General features: G+C 42.3%; 15 protein-coding genes. 9 read left to right on the forward strand and 6 right to left on the reverse strand.

The features are described from left to right. Positions 1-270 precede the first annotated feature (270 nt). From topA to AC1RRY_RS21325, 3 genes are read left to right on the forward strand one after another with little or no spacing between them, the layout of a single operon-like run. The gene (gene topA / locus AC1RRY_RS21315) at positions 271-2,739 is read left to right on the forward strand and encodes a type I DNA topoisomerase (RefSeq protein WP_492823248.1); all 2,469 of its coding nucleotides are present in this window, start codon (positions 271-273) and stop codon (positions 2,737-2,739) included. A gap of 33 nt (positions 2,740-2,772) precedes the next feature. Then, positions 2,773-3,468: an SIR2 family NAD-dependent protein deacylase gene (locus AC1RRY_RS21320; protein ID WP_492823246.1), complete on the forward strand. Its 696-nt coding sequence runs from the start codon at positions 2,773-2,775 to the stop codon at positions 3,466-3,468. Between the two features lie 21 nt (positions 3,469-3,489). Beyond that, entirely contained in the window at positions 3,490-4,584 is a 1,095-nt protein-coding gene (locus AC1RRY_RS21325; protein ID WP_492823244.1) for a serine hydrolase domain-containing protein, read from the forward strand. Between the two features lie 50 nt (positions 4,585-4,634). On the opposite strand, the gene trxA is transcribed toward AC1RRY_RS21325, so the two are convergent. Together trxA and dnaE are read right to left on the reverse strand one after the other, a co-directional pair. Then, on the reverse strand, positions 4,635-4,961 hold the full coding sequence (trxA, locus tag AC1RRY_RS21330; protein WP_116984318.1) for a thioredoxin: 327 nt from the start codon (positions 4,959-4,961) through the stop codon (positions 4,635-4,637). A gap of 102 nt (positions 4,962-5,063) precedes the next feature. Beyond that, positions 5,064-8,648, reverse strand: coding sequence for a DNA polymerase III subunit alpha (gene dnaE, locus AC1RRY_RS21335; RefSeq protein ID WP_492823241.1), 3,585 nt, complete (start codon positions 8,646-8,648; stop codon positions 5,064-5,066). Between the two features lie 261 nt (positions 8,649-8,909). Here dnaE and AC1RRY_RS21340 point away from each other — a divergent pair, with 261 nt between their 5' ends. From AC1RRY_RS21340 to rplT, 4 genes are all read left to right on the forward strand, one after another. Next, positions 8,910-9,929, forward strand: coding sequence for a bifunctional heptose 7-phosphate kinase/heptose 1-phosphate adenyltransferase (locus AC1RRY_RS21340; protein WP_492823239.1), 1,020 nt, complete (start codon positions 8,910-8,912; stop codon positions 9,927-9,929). A gap of 10 nt (positions 9,930-9,939) precedes the next feature. After that, the gene (locus AC1RRY_RS21345) at positions 9,940-11,217 is read left to right on the forward strand and encodes an AGE family epimerase/isomerase (RefSeq protein WP_492823237.1); all 1,278 of its coding nucleotides are present in this window, start codon (positions 9,940-9,942) and stop codon (positions 11,215-11,217) included. Between the two features lie 68 nt (positions 11,218-11,285). Further along, the gene (rpmI, locus tag AC1RRY_RS21350) at positions 11,286-11,480 is read left to right on the forward strand and encodes a 50S ribosomal protein L35 (protein WP_460471488.1); all 195 of its coding nucleotides are present in this window, start codon (positions 11,286-11,288) and stop codon (positions 11,478-11,480) included. A 109-nt stretch (positions 11,481-11,589) separates the two neighbouring features. Beyond that, positions 11,590-11,934 (forward strand): 50S ribosomal protein L20, encoded by a 345-nt coding sequence (gene rplT / locus AC1RRY_RS21355; RefSeq protein ID WP_492823235.1) that lies wholly within the window; start codon positions 11,590-11,592, stop codon positions 11,932-11,934. Between the two features lie 69 nt (positions 11,935-12,003). Here the strand turns inward: rplT and AC1RRY_RS21360 are convergent, their stop codons facing one another. After that, positions 12,004-12,459, reverse strand: coding sequence for a nuclease A inhibitor family protein (locus AC1RRY_RS21360; RefSeq protein ID WP_492823233.1), 456 nt, complete (start codon positions 12,457-12,459; stop codon positions 12,004-12,006). A gap of 505 nt (positions 12,460-12,964) precedes the next feature. Here AC1RRY_RS21360 and dnaK point away from each other — a divergent pair. Then, positions 12,965-14,857 carry a molecular chaperone DnaK gene (gene dnaK / locus AC1RRY_RS21365; protein ID WP_492823231.1) on the forward strand — a complete coding sequence of 631 codons (1,893 nt, stop codon included), beginning with the start codon at positions 12,965-12,967 and terminating at the stop codon, positions 14,855-14,857. Between the two features lie 269 nt (positions 14,858-15,126). After that, positions 15,127-16,533, forward strand: coding sequence for a Gfo/Idh/MocA family protein (locus AC1RRY_RS21370; protein WP_492823229.1), 1,407 nt, complete (start codon positions 15,127-15,129; stop codon positions 16,531-16,533). 86 nt (positions 16,534-16,619) lie between these two features. Here the strand turns inward: AC1RRY_RS21370 and AC1RRY_RS21375 are convergent, their stop codons facing one another. Genes AC1RRY_RS21375 through trpS form a run of 3 tightly spaced genes read right to left on the reverse strand, consistent with a single transcriptional unit; the run spans position 16,620 to position 18,608 of the window. Further along, on the reverse strand, positions 16,620-17,045 hold the full coding sequence (locus AC1RRY_RS21375; protein WP_492823227.1) for a DUF2147 domain-containing protein: 426 nt from the start codon (positions 17,043-17,045) through the stop codon (positions 16,620-16,622). Continuing rightward, positions 17,042-17,632: a phosphatase PAP2 family protein gene (locus tag AC1RRY_RS21380; RefSeq protein ID WP_492823225.1), complete on the reverse strand. Its 591-nt coding sequence runs from the start codon at positions 17,630-17,632 to the stop codon at positions 17,042-17,044. Before AC1RRY_RS21380 ends, AC1RRY_RS21375 begins: the two co-directional genes overlap by 4 nt. Before the next feature lies 1 nt (position 17,633). Next, on the reverse strand, positions 17,634-18,608 hold the full coding sequence (gene trpS, locus AC1RRY_RS21385; protein WP_492823223.1) for a tryptophan--tRNA ligase: 975 nt from the start codon (positions 18,606-18,608) through the stop codon (positions 17,634-17,636). Positions 18,609-18,639 lie beyond the last annotated feature (31 nt).

Consider the following 18,639-nt stretch of genomic DNA (forward strand, 5'->3'; position numbering starts at 1 on the left):
ATATGGATTGGATAGATGAGGATTGCGCCAAAATTACAAAACATCGGCAAATTTTGAATAGTATATTTTTAAATATTGCTAAAAATATACATCTAAACGTAAATCTGTTGATATTATCATCGCAAGCATCTATAGAAATAACCACAAAGACCTGCATTTTTGTTCAAATCTTTCTGATTTTTGATTTTTTTAATAATTTTTCTAAAACTTTTATGCTCTCTTTTGCATTAATATCTTAATATCGCACAAAATTAAACGTAAGACCAAAGAATGTCAAAAAACTTAGTTATAGTTGAGTCCCCTGCAAAAGCGAAAACCATAGAAGGTTATCTGGGGAAAGATTTTGTTGTGAAATCGAGTTTTGGTCATGTGAGAGATCTGCCTGAGAAAGAATTGGGGATTGACATTAATAAGAATTTTGCTCCTAAATATACCGTTTCTGCTGATAAAACAAAAGTAATTAACGAGTTAAAAAAAATAGCCAAAGAATCGGAAACCGTATGGCTCGCAACTGACGACGACCGTGAGGGAGAGGCCATCTCTTGGCACTTGAAAGAATCTCTGGGACTGAAAGACAACACTCCGCGGATTGTTTTCAGAGAAATTACAAAAAAAGCCATCACCAATGCCATTGAGAATCCGCGTACCATTGACATGGACCTGGTAAATGCCCAGCAGGCCAGACGGATTCTTGACCGGTTGGTAGGTTTTGAATTGTCACCCGTGCTATGGCAGAAAATCAGAACCGGCGAACGCACCAATCTTTCTGCCGGAAGGGTACAATCAGTAGCAGTAAGGTTGATTGTTGAACGTGAAAGAGAGATTGATGCCCACAATTCAAAATCATCATTTAAAGTAGTTGCGCAGTTTCTGGTCGAAAAAGGCAAAATACTGAATGCTGAGCTGCCTAAAAATTTCGAAACCGAAGAGCAGGCCCGTGTCTTTCTTGAAAAATGCAGAAATGCCATTTTTACCATCAAAAATCTGGAAGTAAAACCTGCCAAAAAATCTCCGGCAGCTCCGTTTACTACTTCTACCTTGCAGCAGGAGGCCTCACGGAAATTAGGTTTTTCTGTATTGCAGACCATGACAGTAGCACAGAAACTCTACGAGTCAGGTAAGATTTCATACATGAGAACTGACTCGACCAATCTGTCGGGCGAGGCGATTGAAAAAGCCACAACACAGATTGAAAATGCTTATGGCGACAAATATGTTAAAGTAAGACAATACAAAACCAAAAACGAGTCGGCACAGGAAGCGCACGAAGCGATACGACCTACTGATTTTGGTAGAGAAAAAGTCGATGGGGATAGAAACGAGCAACGCCTGTATGACTTGATCTGGAAACGTGCCATTGCCTCACAAATGGCAGATGCTGAGTTAGAAAGAACCATTGCCACAATTGGTATCTCGACCACCTCTGAAGAACTGGTAGCTACCGGAGAGGTGATAAAGTTTGACGGTTTCCTGAAAGTATATCTGGAATCGAGCGACGACGAAGACGAAGAAAGCAAAGGTATGCTGCCTCCGCTTACTATCGGCCAGTTACTTGACCTCTCTGAAATGAAAGCAACCGAGCGGTTCTCGAAACCTGCGGCCAGATACACCGAGGCCAGTCTGGTGAAGAAGCTGGAAGAAATGGGTATCGGTCGTCCTTCCACTTATGCGCCTACCATTACTACTATTATTAAACGTAACTACGTTGTTAAAGAAGACAGGCCGGGTAAAGAGCGCGCTTTCAAAGAATTTTCTTTGAAAAACAATACGGTTACCGAGAAAGTGGGCAAGGAAACCTACGGCACCGAAAAAGCGAAGCTATTCCCTACCAATATCGGTATTGTGGTAAACGATTTCCTGGTTGATAATTTCGATGACGTAATCGACTACAGTTTTACGGCCAATGTTGAAAAAGACTTTGACAAAGTAGCTGACGGCAAAGTAGAGTGGCAGAAAATGATCGGCGATTTTTACAAAGATTTTCATCAAAAAGTAGAGCAGGCCGATAGTGCCAAAGCCACCAAAGGAGCCCGTGAACTGGGCGTTGATCCACGAACAGGGAAAAACGTTTCGGTTAAAATCGGCAAGTTTGGTCCTTATGTTCAATTGGGGGATAACACGGATGAAGAAAAACCAACATTTGCCAGTCTACTGAAAAGCCAGCTGGTTGATAACATTACTTTGGAAGACGCACTGGCTTTGCTCGATATGCCTAAGCTACCACGGGAAGTAGGTTTCTTTGAAGACAAACCACTGATAGTGGCCGTTGGCAAGTTTGGCCCGTACATCAGGCATGACGATAAATTCTACAATCTCGAAAAAAGCGAAGACCCTTATCTGGTTACGCAGGAGCGAGCCATTGAAATAATTGAAGCTAAACGCAACAGTGGTGATTTATCTCAACCAAAGGACCTCGGTGTCTACGAAGGGCTAGCCGTGAATGTAGGCAAAGGCCGCTTTGGTTTCTATGTAAAACATGGCGATAAATATTACAATATAGAGAAAGGTATCATTGCTGCCGAAGTGAATATCGACAAAGCCATTGAGATTATCAAGGCCAAAAAAGCGGCTGAAAGCAATAAGATTATCAGGGAGTTTCCTGAGAATCCGTCAGTGCAGGTACTGAATGGTCAGTATGGCCCCTACATTAAGGTTGGTAAACGAAATGTGAAAATTCCTAAAGGTACTGACCCTGCAACATTAACGCTGGAAGATTGCATGAAACTGGCTAACGGATAAAATCTATATGCCTAACGCAAATATCCTATTGAAATGAAGAAACTGGTTGTTTTAACAGGAGCCGGCATAAGCGCAGAAAGCGGATTGAAAACTTTCAGAGACAGTGGGGGTTTGTGGGAAAACCATAGCATTGAAGACGTAGCTACACCTGAAGGCTGGCAGAAGAATCCTGAGTTGGTCTTGCAGTTTTATAATGATCGGCGGGCAAAAGCCTGTGACGCACAACCTAATGCGGGGCATCTGGCATTGGTAGAATTGGAGAAGTATTTTGATGTAAATATCATTACCCAGAATGTAGATAGTCTGCACGAGAAGGCGGGTTCTACCAATGTATTGCATTTACATGGCGAGCTCTGCAAGGTAAGAAGTGTGAAAGATAAAAACCTGATTACAGATATAGGAGGTAAAGCTATCCGATTGGGTGACCTGGCCGAAGATGGCCACCAGCTACGCCCACATATAGTGTGGTTTGGTGAAGATGTACCGATGATTGAACCAGCCGCTGAAATAGCTGCCAGCGCTGATATATTTGTGGTAGTAGGTACTTCTTTGCAGGTTTATCCTGCCGCCGGACTGATTTATTATGTTGCCAAATCTGCACCGAAATACATTGTTGACCCACATAGTCCCGAGGGTGCAGGTAATCATAAAAATGTAACCCATATTGTAGAAACTGCTACCGTGGGCGTACCTAAACTAGCCGAAATACTGATTCGGGATTTCCGGTAGACTTTCTGAACTAAAATCTTCATGAAAAAAATCATTACCCTTCTATTGATGGCTCATATCTCTCTTGCCCAAAGTTTCACTCAAAAGCTGGATGCACTGCTAAAAGCGCATACCGGTAAAGATGAACCCGGCATGGCAGTTTTGATTATAAAAGAGGGCAAAACCCTATACAAAGACGGATTCGGACTGGCCAACACAGAAACCTATGCTCCTATTACTCCGCAAACCAATTTCAGAATGGCGTCTGTCTCAAAGCAGTTTACAGCCGCTTGTATTGCCCTGCTCGAAAACCGTAAACAACTAAGCTATGACGACAACCTGCTAAAGTTTTTCCCTGATTTCAACAAGGAAGCTGGCGCGCAGATAAAAATCAAACACTTGCTGACCCATACCTCGGGCATCTGGGATTATGAAGATTTGATACCCGAAAACCAGAGAGAGCAATTGTCAGATGCTGATGTGTTACAGTTCCTCAAGAATCAATCAAAGACGTATTTCAAGGCAGGGAGTAAATTCCGGTATAGTAATTCAGGCTTTTGTTTATTAGAACAAATAATTGAGAAAGCATCAGGCCAGAACTTCGTAACGTTTATCAAGGCGCATATTTTTGAGCCTCTGGGAATGGAAAATACAACTATTTACGAGGCCGGTAGACCCATAAGTAACAGGGCTTTTGGTTATGCCAGAAATAAAGAAGGTAAGCTTGTTTTTTCTGACCAGAGCATTACCAGTGCTACCAAGGGCGATGGTTGTGTATACACTTCTCTGGATGATTATGCTAAATGGTATGAAGCACTAATAAGGAATAAACTGATTAATACAGAAGAGGCACTAAAAAAGATTAATCACAATATAGCAGGCACAAAGAATATCAGCTATGGATTAGGCTGGTTTAATGGCACGGGTGTCAATGGATTGGAGTTATATCACACCGGAAGCACCTGTGGATTCAGCAATGTGGTAAACATAGTGCCTGCCAGAAAATTCCTGATGGTTTATTTTTCAAACATTGCAGATAATCATGGTCTCGAAAAGCCCATCAGAGATTTGCTGAAGGCCGAAAAGATAGATGCCACAGCCATTGATTTCGAAAAGGCACTAAGCCTGACCAATTAACAAGAAAGCCCGGCTCTTGTAAGAACCGGGCTTTCTTTGGCATATATAAATTAGTTCAATTGCGCTTCTAATTTCGAAGTAAGTATGTGTTTCGGCACTGCTCCAACAATTTTATCAACCAACTGACCATTTTTGAAAATCATCAACGTAGGAATAGAACGGATACCGAAGTTCATCGGAACATTCGAGTTCGCGTCTACATCCATTTTACCGATAATTGCTTTTCCTTCGTAGTCTCCGGCCATTTCTTCTACTACAGGCCCGATCATCTTACAAGGTCCACACCATTCCGCCCAAAAATCGACTAATACCGGTTTGTCTGAATTAATCAGTTCCGCAAAATTTGCATCCGTGATTTCAATTGCTTTATGTGCCATTTCTTATTGATTTAGTAAATCTGCTATCTTACTAGCAAATGTTTTTTATGTTTTAATGATGTTCTTACTCGTCTAACAAATCAGTGTTTCATAAAAGTTCCATCAGGAAAAAACAACATTTTCGTCACCTACTATTTTCCGCAATTCCTTCACAAAATCGTTTGATGATGCCACTTTTGCCTTGCGTGAAAGCAGCAAAACATCCAGTCTCTCGTCGGCATCATGCACCGATAATTTGAAATCAAATGTACCCGGGAATCTGGAAGCTGTCGCATCAATTTCTTCAATCAGACCGGCATTGATTTGCTGCAGGCCGACAATAATCTTGATTTCCTTAAACATCTTATTACGTAGTTCACTAAGCAATTCCATGTTTAAAGGTTTAAAATCCCATTCTCCTTCCCTGCCCCATTTGTTCTGCAGTTTGCCTCTGATAAACAGGAATAAACCTATGTTCAGAAATTTAGAGAAATTGACATAATCCTGTCCGAAAAGCATCATTTCCATGCTTGAAGTATAATCTTCCAGTTTCACAATACCGAATGGATTACCGTTTTTAGACTGCTTATGCTGTACTGACGACACTACCCCTCCTATTGTAATCTCCTTGTTCAGGTTCTGCGCATCAAAAACCTGGTCGAGCGGTATACAACGCTTCATTTCCATTGAGAACTCATCTAATGGATGGCCTGAAATATAAAATCCAACAACTTCTTTCTCCAGCTTTAGTTTTTGTATATCCCCCCATTGCTCGGTTGGCGCAATTTTAGGTCTGGCTATCTCAAAGCCTGTGCCACCAACAGCGCCAAATAATGAGTTTTGTCCGGCAGAATTGTTCTCATGAAACTTATTGGCATATTTAATCAGTTTTTCGATCAGGGAGCTGCCCTCGGCGTCATCAAAATACTGTGCGCGGTGCAAATCGGTAAAGCAATCGAAAGCTCCGGCATAGGCAAAAGATTCGAGTGTTTTCTTATTAACAGTTCTCAGGTTAACTCTGGTGATGAAATCAAAAATATCAGTAAAGGCGCCTCCTTTGGTTCGTTCTTCTATCACAGCATCTACAGCGGCATCACCAGACCCTTTGATACCACCCATACCAAAGCGTATCTCACCTTTTTTGTTCACACTGAACTGTTTGTGAGACTCGTTTACATCCGGCCCCAGAATGGTCAGACCTATGGCTTTACATTCTTCCATAAAGAACGTAATCTTATCAATATTGCCCAATTGTGAGGTCAATACCGCTGCCATGTATTCTGACGGATAATGTGATTTCAGATAAGCCGTCTGATACGCCACAAAGGCATAGCAGGTGGAGTGCGATTTATTGAAGGCATAAGAAGCAAAGGCTTCCCAGTCAGTCCAGATTTTTTCAAGTTTCTTTTCTGGGTGCCCTTTTGCCTGGGCTCCTTCCAGAAACTGCGGTTTTAGTTTATCAAGTGTCTTACGGTCTTTCTTACCCATGGCCTTCCGCAACACATCGGCATCACCTTTCGTGAATCCGGCCAGTTTCTGAGAAAGCAACATCACCTGTTCCTGATACACCGTAATACCATAGGTTTCGCCCAGGTATTCCTCCATATCGGGTAAGTCATAAGTAACGGCTTCGAACCCATGCTTACGCTTGATGAAATCGGGGATATAGGCAATCGGACCCGGACGATACAGGGCATTCATGGCAATGAGGTCATCCAGTCGGTCAGGCTTCAGGTCTTTCATGTATTTTTTCATACCGTCAGACTCGAACTGGAACACTGCATTGGTTTCACCGCGTTGAAACAACTCATAGGTCAAAGCATCATCAAGTGGAATAGTATCAATATCTATCTCCGTACCGTGATTCTCTTTAATCATCCTGAGGCAGTCCTTGATAATGGTCAGGTTTCGCAGACCCAGAAAGTCCATCTTGATAACTCCGGCATCTTCAATTATTTTCCCCTCATACTGCGTCACCAGCAGGTCTGAGTCTTTAGAAGTAGAAACCGGCAGAATGTTATACAACGCCTCAGGGGCAATGATGATACCTGCCGCATGGATACCCGTATTGCGTACCGTTCCTTCCAGCTTTTCGGCCTGTTGCAGTACTTTGGCTGTCAGGTCGTTGCCGTTATACATGGCACGCACCTTCTTCACGTTCTCCAGTTCATCAGGCTGTAAACCGATTTCTGACAGGCTTTTGGGGCCATCCAGAGGATAATGTATCAATTTCTTAAAATCGATGCCATAAGTAGGCTTATCGGGTATCAGCTTGGCTATGTAGTTGGCATCGGCCAATGGTAGTTCCATTACCCTGGCCACATCTTTGATAGACGACTTGGTGGCCATGGTACCGTAGGTGATAATCTGCGCTACCTGATTCTTGGAATATTTCTGCACTACATAGTCTATCACTTTCTGACGACCCTCGTCGTCAAAGTCCGTATCAATATCGGGCATTGACTTCCGGTCAGGATTCAGAAAACGCTCAAAAAGCAGATTGTACTTGATAGGGTCAATATTAGTAATACCAATACAATAGGCCACGGCACTTCCGGCAGCACTACCACGGCCCGGGCCGATCATTACGCCTAAATCGCGCCCTGCCTTGATGAAGTCGGACACGATTAAGAAATAACCGGCAAATCCCATTGATTTAATTGTAAACAACTCAAAATCAAGACGTTCCTGTACTTCAACCCCAATCTCACCATATCTTTTCAGAGCGCCCTCATAAGTAAGGTGTTTCAGATATTCCCACTGATTCATTACATCATCGGCATGTACCTTAAATTCCGGCGGTATCGGGAAGTTCGGCAACATGATATCACGCTTCAGTTTCAGCGTCTCTACCTTGCCTACAATCTCATTGGTATTATCAATCGACTCAGGTATATCGCTGAAAAGCGTGGTCATCTCCTGAGTTGTCTTGAAATAAAACTGGTCGTTATAAAAAGCAAAGCGGGTATCTCTCGAAGCCGATTCATCATCATTGAACTCCTTAGCCGATGGTGTCGACAACTTTTCGTTGGTATTTACACAAAGCAGAATATCATGCGCCACTGAGTCCTGCTGATCTACATAATGGCTATCGTTCGAGGCAATGATTTTCACACCATATTTTTTGGCAAACTTTACCAGAACCTCGTTTACTTTAATCTGCTCCGGAATATCATGCCGCTGAATCTCCACATAATAATCTTCTCCGAATCTGTCGAGCCACCATTTAAATTCTTTCTCTCCTTCTTCCTCTCCTTTTCTCAAAATCGTTTTGGGTACAGTAGCCCCAATACAACAGGTAGTAGCAATCAGGCCTTCTTTATATTGTTCAATCAACGCTTTTGTAACCCGTGGAAACTTACCATACAGCCCTTCAATAAACCCTAATGAACAAAGCTTGGTCAGGTTTTTATACCCGGTAGTATTCTTCGCCAGCAAAAGCTGATGAAAACGCTGGTCTTTTTGTTCTTTGGTAAACTGCTTGCGGGTGTGGTCTTCTACTACATAAAACTCACAACCTACAATAGGCTTTACATTGTATTTGCCTGCAGTAGCTACAAAGTCGAATACCCCGAACATATTTCCATGATCGGTAATGGCCATGGCGGGCATGTTGTCGGCTTCTGCTTTGGCAAATAATTTCTTTATGTCAGATGCACCGTCGAGCAGTGAAAACTGGGTGTGGTTATGTAAATGGGAAAATTGCATATGGTCTTCTACTGATTCAATCACACCAAATTAACTAAAAAACTTGAATTGGAACGGACTTATTTTTGAAGTAAACGATAAAACTCTGAATATCAAGTAGTCGGTTTTTTGAAATTTTAAGTCTATTAAATTAACAACTAATTGTAACAAGAAGTTTTCGTGGTTTTTAATTTCTATTCAGCATTTTTTTAGCAATTTTACCGCGTTCATGCATTTTGCATTTTTACTATAAAACTTTGAAAGAATTTAATATCCAGACTAATGCCTGTTAATAAAAGTGAAATTGATTCAATTTTTAAAAGTATAAGTGAGCTTAGAGTAGGTGTAATCGGCGACTTTGCTGTCGATTTTTATTATGATATTAATTATAATACGAAAGAGTTTTCGGTTGAAACAGGCAAAGAAGTATTCTGGGCCAGTAAACCACACTCTTCTTTAGGTGCTGCAGGTAATGTCGTCAATAACCTGAGCGCATTGGGTGTGAAAGATATTAAAGTTTTTGGCTGCGTAGGCGACGACATTTACGGCCGTGAAATGATGAGCCTGTTCAAAACCATAGGGGCAAACACACAATGCCTGAAGGTGCTCCCGGAAGATTGGGATACTTGCACTTACACCAAACCGATGGCAGCAGATGGGGAGTCCAACCGGCTTGATTTCGGCACCAACAATCATTTAGAAAACCATTTGTTTGAAGAATTACTTGGCACTTTGAGCGAATATCTTCCCGAATTAGATGTTTTGATTATCAATCAGCAGTTCCCCAATCCACTTTTGAACCCACAGCGGATTGCCATGCTCAACCAGTTGATTGCTCAATTTCCCCAGTGTCTCTTTGTATCAGATTTGCGGGCCTACGGCTACTGTATCAAAAATACCATACTCAAAGTAAATACAGAAGAAATGGCCCGGCTACTGGGTATCAAGTATATCGATGAAGCCGATGAAAGCGCCTGCATTGCTCAGGGGAAAGCCCTGCAATCCCTTATCGGCGATTGCCTGATTGTTACCCGCGGCGAATACGGGATTTTGTACATGGACAAAGAAGAAACACAAAACGTAAAAGCCGTACCGATTACCGGAGAGATTGACACCGTAGGTGCAGGTGATACCGTAGTGGCGGCTTTCTCGGCCGCAAGAGGTGCAGGCGCATCCATTCAGCATTCTTTAGAAATCGCCAATCTGGCTGCTGCCGTTACCGTGCAGAAACTCAGACAAACCGGCACAGCCAACCCGGCAGAAATCATAAACGTTTTTAAGAAACATTCAACGCTTAATTAATCATACACCTATGTACTCTAAAGAGACTGCGCTGCAGTTGCGCAACGAAATAAAAGATTACCTGAACACAGGCCTGTTACCATTCTGGATTAAAAGAACAGTAGATAATCAATACGGAGGCTTCCTCACTCATTTCGACCAATTCGGGAATGACTCAGGCGAAGACGAAAAATCATTAATAGCCCAAAGCCGCTCGGTTTTCACCTATTCTTCTGCCCACAGAGCCGGTTATGGTGACGGCAAACTGGCTGAAATGGCAAAGCATGGCGTAGATTTCTTACTCAACAAAATGTGGGACCACGAACATGGCGGATTCTACTGGATGGTAAACCGTAAAGGTGAGGTTACCTGCGACGAAAAAATTGTATACGGACACAGCTTTGCTATCTATAGTTTGAGTGAATATACTTTGGCAACCGGAGACCCACGCGGACGAGAATATGCCGAAAAAGTATTTGATTTATTGCAGGTACATGCGGTAGATACCTACTATGGTGGTTATTGGGAAATGTTCCTGAGAAACTGGGATTTAAAAGGCTCCGGAGCAGCCGGAGGCGACAGAAAAACACTTGATGCGCACATGCACCTGATGGAAGCCTTTACTACGCTCTATGAATGCACAGGAAAGCAAGTACACCGCCGTAAATTGCTAGAAATAATTGAGTTGTTGACAAAGAAAGTGATGCATCCTGAATATGGTACGGGTATTCCTCAATTCTGGGCTGACTGGTCGGTAGCGCCACAAATCAAGTTCGATATTGTGTGGGGTTGGGATCGTTTCTCAGAAGACGGACAAAAAGCTTCTGCAGAAGATAACACCAGCTATGGCCATAATTCAGAATTCGCCTGGTTGCTGATGCATGCATTAGATATCCTTGGTTTGCCTTATGATACTCACCGCGAACAGATTGTGAAATCGTACAGCCACTCGGTTGACAATGGTGTGGACTGGGAATACGGCGGCGTATTTGTAGAAGGCTCGCATGCCGGTGAAGTATACGACCGTGAGAAAGAATTCTGGCAGCAGGCAGAAATGCTAATAGGCATGCTGGACGCTTTCAGATACCTGAAAGACGAAAAATACTGGAAGGCCTATGTGAACATTCACCGCTTTGTTTTCGACAAAATGATTAACCACGAACTAGGCGAATGGTGGCCTTTAATGACCCGCCAGGGAGTGCCAATATGGAAGCATATGAGCCATTCGTGGAAGATAAACTACCACGATGTGCGCTCAATGGTGCAATCTGTGGTAAGATTAGACAAGATTTTGAGCACAAGCTTGTAAAAACAATAATTCTATTGTATTTTTGCACCCCAATTTACTTTTTTGTTCAATACTTAAAGTTCAGTACAATGCCAAAACAAAAAACCAATTCTGGAGCTAAAAAACGCTTCAAAATTACAGGTACAGGCAAAATTAAGCGTAAACACGCTTTCCATAGCCATATCCTGACAAAAAAATCAAACAAGCGTAAAAGAAACCTGGTTTCTGCAACTCTTGTTAGCTCGGCAGATACTAACCGTATCGAGTCGTTATTAAGTATGTAATTGTAGTCTGCAAAGACTCTTACATTGGTTCAATTGTTTCACCCGATGAATGGCACCAAAGAGTTTAGATGCAAATCTGATCCGCCAAAGTCAAAAAACTAAAATTAAAATGCCTAGAAGTGTCAATCACGTTGCCTCAAGAGCAAGACGTAAAAAAGTTTTAAAATTAGCCAAAGGCTATTACGGACGTCGTAAGAATGTCTGGACGGTTGCTAAAAACGCCGTTGAAAAAGGTTTGGTTTATGCTTATGCTGGTCGTAAGCAAAAGAAAAGAAGTTACCGCCGTTTGTGGATTGTCCGTATCAACGCAGGTGTTCGTCCGTTAGGAATGTCTTACTCTGTATTGATCGACAAACTAAACAAGGCTGGCATTGAATTAAACAGAAAAGTATTGGCCGACTTGGCAATGAACCATCCTGATGCGTTCAGAGCTGTAGTTGAGAAAGTAAAATAAGAAGCAGAGAATTATCTGTGAACAGGAGGTATCAATGCAAATTGGTACCTCTTTTTTTGTAGCGGCCTTTCAGCTTTCAATAATCAGGGTTTTTAAACCTTTCCATTTGCCTTCGGCATCTTTACCTATCAGATAGGCTTCAATCTCTACCCTACCCGCACGCAGATATTCCAGTTCGGTAAGGTTTTGTTCCATGATGGTTTTTATTGCAGCAAATTTTTCAGCACGTTCTGTTTCGTAGTCAGTCCATCCGTCTTTAGGAACAAGCACTACATCAAAAAATTTCTCCCAGGGCAATGACTCCACCCTGTCTGCCGGAGTAAGACCAATGTACTTTTTAAAAAGAATAGTAGTGAAAGGTGCGGCATGATCAGCCTGCCAGTCAATCACCTTCAGTTTTTCATCCGATTCACTTGGATACAGCAAATCAACCACACTTTCTTTCAGCATTTCTACTACTGATTTTCTAGGGAGTGTAGTTTCTTTGGCAGATTCTGACGGGCTACTATTAGTTTTTGTTTCCATTTTATTGTGCTATTGAAAGCTTGTAGTCCTGACAAGTCATAGCTTTTTCGTATTCTGGTTTAAATGTAAGAAAAAAATAGCAATCTTGTATGGATTGTAACACATAAAAATAAATAAAATATTAATCGGCCCGTTTGGTTCCCGCCTACCAGTCCAGAATCAATATTTCATCCTTATCAAATAAGTGCTATTTACCTGTAATTGACAGATTATCAATAAAATACTGTTTCTTGCCAGCTTTTTTTCTGAAAACTACTTCAGTCTGGCGCAATACAATTCAGCCGCTAAAAAACACCGCCCGGTCAAACGTTTGGCACGATTGAGTCATGAATGACAGGCTCATGCAGGCGCTATGCAAAACTCTAAGCCAAAAAATCTTACTTAATCAAAAAACAGGGCTTTAATTCTGCCAATCTGTCAGTTTTTTCTGCCAAATAAATGCTTGGCACGTCCATTGATAAAACAGATGTAAACGATTCTGAATTAAATTACTGAAATAATCAATATGGGAAAAATTATTGGAATTGACTTAGGAACAACAAACTCGTGTGTTGCCGTAATGGAAGGTAACGAGCCCGTTGTTATAGCCAACAGTGAAGGTGCCCGCACAACTCCTTCAATTGTAGCTTTTTTAGAAAATGGTGAGAAAAAAGTAGGTGCTCCTGCCAAGCGTCAGGCTATCACCAATCCTAAAAATACTATACAATCTGTTAAACGTTTCATGGGTAAACGTTTCAACGAGGTTAGTGCAGAAATGAAAACCATTTCTTATGATGTAGAACTAGGCCCTAACAACACACCACGTGTGCGTATAGGAGACCGTCAATATACTCCGCAGGAAATCTCTGCATTCATTTTGCAAAAAATGAAACAAACGGCAGAAGATTATCTGGGAACAACCGTAACCGAAGCCGTTATTACGGTTCCTGCTTACTTTAACGATGCCGAACGTCAGGCAACGAAAGAAGCCGGTATCATTGCAGGTTTAGATGTAAAACGTATCATCAACGAGCCTACTGCGGCTGCTTTGGCTTATGGTCTTGACAAACAAGGCAAAGACATTACCGTAGCTGTATTCGACTTAGGTGGTGGTACATTCGATATCTCGGTTCTTGAACTGGGCGACGGTGTATTTGAAGTAAAAGCTACCGATGGTGATACACACCTGGGTGGTGATGACTTCGACCAGGTGATCATCGAATGGCTGGCTGATGAATTCAAAAAAGATGAAGGCATAGACCTTCGTCAGGATGCCATGGCTTTGCAACGTTTGAAAGAAGCCGCAGAAAGAGCTAAAATTGAATTATCAAGCTCGGCACAGGCTGAAATTAACCTGCCTTATATCTTCCCGGTGAATGGTATTCCTAAACACTTGGTAAGATCGTTGAGCCGTGCCAAATTTGAGCAACTGGCTGATGCGCTTATCCAGAGAGCAATGGAGCCATGCCGCAGAGCCATTAAAAACTCAGGCGTGAATGTGAGTGATATCGAAGAAGTGATTCTGGTAGGTGGTTCAACGCGTATCCCTCGTGTGCAGGAAGAAGTAGAGAAATTCTTCGGTAGAAAACCATCTAAAAGTGTAAACCCTGACGAAGCCGTTGCAATCGGTGCAGCTATTCAGGGTGGTGTATTGACCGGTGAAGTAAAAGACATCCTGTTGCTTGACGTTATCCCGCTTTCATTGGGTATCGAAACAATGGGTGGTGTATTCACCAAAATGATTGAAGCCAATACAACCATTCCAACTAAAAAGAATGAAGTGTTCTCAACCGCTGCCGATAGTCAGCCGTCAGTAGAGCTGCATATCTTGCAAGGTGAACGCCCGATGGCTACTCAGAACCGTACTTTAGGACGTTTCCACCTGGATGGCATCCCGCCGTCACCACGTGGCATACCACAAATCGAAGTTACTTTCGACGTTGACGCCAACGGTATCCTGAACGTGACAGCGAAAGACAAAGGTACAGGTAAAGAGCAGAAAATACGTATCGAGGCTTCTTCAGGTTTGTCAGATGCTGATATTCAGAAAATGCGTGACGAAGCCAAAGCGAATGAAGAGGCTGATAAAGCGGAAAGAGAGAAAATTGAAAAAGTAAATGCCGCTGACGCGATGATTTTCAGCACCGAGAAACAATTGAAAGAATACGGTGACAAATTATCAGAAGGTAACAAATCAGCCATTGAAGGTGCTTTAGCTGAACTAAAAGCAGCGCACGGTACCAGAGATGCTGCCGCGATTGATGCCGCAATGGAAAAAATAAATAATGCATGGCAGGCTGCTTCGCAAGAGATTTATGCAGCCGGAGCCACTCCTACCGGAGAACCTACAGCTAATGCAGGTGCAACCGAAGGTGGCAGCGACGAAGTAACTGACGTAAACTACGAAGAAGTGAAATAAGCCGGCTATGCTGCAAAACGAAAAACTCCCTTAGCAATAAGGGAGTTTTTTTATGCCTGATATCAGAAAACAGGCCATCGGATTGACCTGCTAACAATCAGTTTTAATTTCTACTGCACAACACATTTTTTCCTGCCTTTTTTACCGTTGTAATCAATTATGGTGTATGTTTGTATACGGGAGCCTGACCTCTGAAAAGGCCCCATTCCAATCGAATTAAAATGACCTTTGTTAATTATTCAATCAAATAAACCTATAATTACCGGAACATGAAAAACGATAGTTCAGCCTCAAGGAGAAAGTTTTTACAACAGATTGGCGCTACCGGCTTAGTTGCAGGTGTATCGCCTTTCGCTTCTTTTGCTAATCAGGAAAAAGCCGAAGAGCGCATTTTAACCTATGAAAAAAAGATTTCAGCCAACGACAAAGTCAGAATCGGTGTTATTGGCTTTGGTGTTCAGGGACACTATGATTTGAATTCTGCCCTTAAAGTACCCGGTGTAGAATTGGCAGGTATTTGTGATTTGTATCCCGGCAGACTTGAAAATGCCAAAGAATTATATGGTAATGACCTTTTCACTACCAGAGATTACAGAGAAATTCTGGATAAAAAAGACATTGATGCCGTATTAATCTGTACTACTGATGTTTGGCATGCACGCATTACGCAAGACGCATTGGCAAAAGGCAAGCATGTATACTGCGAAAAACCAATGGTTTATAAAATCAGTGAAGGGCATCCGGTAATAGCTGCTGCCAAAAAATCGGGTAAAGTAGTGCAGATAGGTAGCCAACGTGTAAGTAGTCTTGGCCTGGCAAAAGCAAAAGAGATATTAGCAGCCGGTGAAATCGGTAAGTTGAATATGGTAAATGCGGTGTACGACCGTCAAAGCTCCATCGGTGCCTGGGAATATACCATTCCGAAAGATGCCAGCGCAGAGACAACGGACTGGGATAAATTCATTTCAATTACCGGAAAAAAAATACCTTTCGATGCCAAGAAGTTTTTCTGGTGGAGAGCCTTTAAAGAAGTAGGTACTGGTGTAGCCGGTGACCTATTCATTCACTTATTAAGTGGCACTCACTTTATGACCAATTCGAAAGGACCTGAAACTATTGTGAGTACAGGCCAATTCAGTTACTGGAAAGATGGCCGCGATTTACCCGATGTGATGTCCGGAGTAATGCAGTATCCTGATACCCCTGAACATGCCGCTTTCCAGTTAACATTACAGGTTAACTTTATCAGCGGTACAGGTGGGCAGGAAGTAACACGCCTGATTGGTTCAGAAGGAGTAATAGATGTGCAGGGTAATAATATTACTGTAAGACGTAACATTATGCCGGAAGCCCCTGGCTTTGGCGGTTACGATTCACTTTTCACCTTCTCAAAAAGCATGCGTGAAGAAATGCAGAAAGATTACGATGCCAAATGGACGCCGGAACAAAGAAAAAGAAAAACAAAAGAAGATATTACATTCAGACCTCCGGCAGGTTACAATGAACACGTAGATCACTTCACCAATTTCTTTGATTCTATCAGAACAGGAAAACCGGTAGTGGAAGATGCTGAATTTGGTTTCAGAGCCGCGGCCCCTGCGCTGGCATGTAACGAAAGTTATCTGACCAAGAAAATTATAAAGTGGGATCCTGTGGCCATGAAACTGGTTAAATAAGGCCTAAGAATCAATAATAATGATAAAGGCTGCCCGTAAGAGCAGCCTTTATCATTATATTATTATGAAAGATATACTTTAATGGCTTAATCAGCCTTTGTGAAGTGCGACGTCCGGCCGATGATTGAGATACCGATGAAGCCCCTTACATCCAGTCTTGTAGGGCTTGCCAGCGTCATTTTACAAGAATACGTCTTACCGTTTTTTGGATCATATACTTCACCGTCTTCCCAGGCGCCTTTACTTTTCTGAACAAAGTTTTTCAGGTTAACCAGACCTATTAAAGGGCGGCTTCTCAACTTCTCATCCGGATTCTGCTTGTCGGTGCGGGGTTTACCATTTTCTGTTGGCTCCTGCAGCCATATAATCTTACCAAAAATTTTATCTCCTTGTTTAAAAAACTGAATCTTACCGCTCTTTTCTTCATTATACCAGGTTCCCTGTGTGATATCCTGTGCGAAAGTAAATTTTGAAATGAGCAATAAGACAACAAATAAAGATAGTTTTTTCATGTTTTTTTTGAGAATACCTCCGTTTTAGTTAGTAATGATTGATTGATTTTTCCGACAGTCAGATAAATAATAAGTGTAATCAACATACCCACCAACGCCCCCGCAATCAAATCAGTAGGGTAATGTACTCCTACATATATACGACTATACGATACCAAAATTGCCCACGGTATAAGAAAATATTTCCACTTTACACCCTTCGGACAAATCAGTATAAATGCCAGCATCAATGCAAAACTATTGGCCGCATGGCTCGACACGAAACCGTATTGCCCGCCACAACCACCTACTACATGCACCAGATGCCCGATTATGGGATCATGACATGGCCTGAAACGCTCAAAATACGGTTTTATCAAGCCGGAAGTGATTCGGTCTGATAATCCCGCCGATACCAGTATAAATGCCAGCTTATACCAGGCATTGGGCCTTAGCTTTGTGAAAATAATATAGACAAGAAACACATAGAGAGGAATCCACGTGTACCGATGGGTAATCCATAACATGATGGTATCCCAGAACGGGGCATGAAAACCATTCAGCCAGAGGAACCACTCGTACTCAGCGTTTCTTATCGTTTCTATCATATCAGTTAAAGCCTAAAATGTTGCGTACATCCTGTATGGTCTTTCTGGCTATTTCCCCGGCCTTTTCTTCACCCGCCTTTAGCTTGTTCTCCAGGGCTTCTTTGTCTTCCATATAATAATTAAACAGCTCTCTTTCTTTTTCAAATCGCTTCAGAATCAATTCATACAAAGCCTGTTTGGCATGACCGTAGCCGAAACCGCCCTGCAGGTAATTCTGGCGCATGGTTTCTACTTCTGCTTCATTGGCAATCAGTGAGTATAATTTAAAAGTGATATCGTTATCCGGATTCTTCGGTTCTTCCAAAGGAGTGCTGTCTGAAAGTATCGATTTGATTGATTTCAGCAGTTGTTTCTCTGGTAAAAACAGGTCGATATAATTGTTATAAGATTTACTCATCTTAGAGCCATCCGTACCCGGAATCACCATCACGCTTTCATCAATCAAAGGCTCAGGAAGCGTCAGAATCTCACCATAGGTTCGGTTAAATGCTACAGCTATATCTTTCGACATCTCCAGATGTTGTTTCTGGTCTTTGCCTACGGGCACATAATTGGCGTGATACAACACAATATCGGCAGCCTGTAATACCGGATAAGTAAACAACCCGGCGTTTACATCAGAAAGCCTGTCAGACTTATCTTTAAACGAATGCGCATTGGCTAGCATCGGGTATGGTGTCTGGCAGCACAGATACCACATCAACTCTGTATGATACGCTGCCAAACGCGACTGACGATAGAAAAAGTTCTTGTCGGCATCAAAACCACAGGCAAGCCATGCCGATGCCACCGCACGGGTGTTTTCAGCCAGTGTCTGTGCGTTTTTTACCGAGGTCATTGAATGCAGGTCGGCAATAAATAAAAAAGATTCAGTGTCCGGTTTTTGAGAAAGCTTGATTGCAGGTAAAATGGCCCCAAGAATATTACCCAAATGCGGACGGCCACTTGCTTGAATACCTGTCAGAATTCTTGTCATGGTTTTGTATTAATAGTTTCGATAATTAGAC

It is taken from the genome of Emticicia sp. GW821-FHT11C11, from assembly GCF_058808615.1.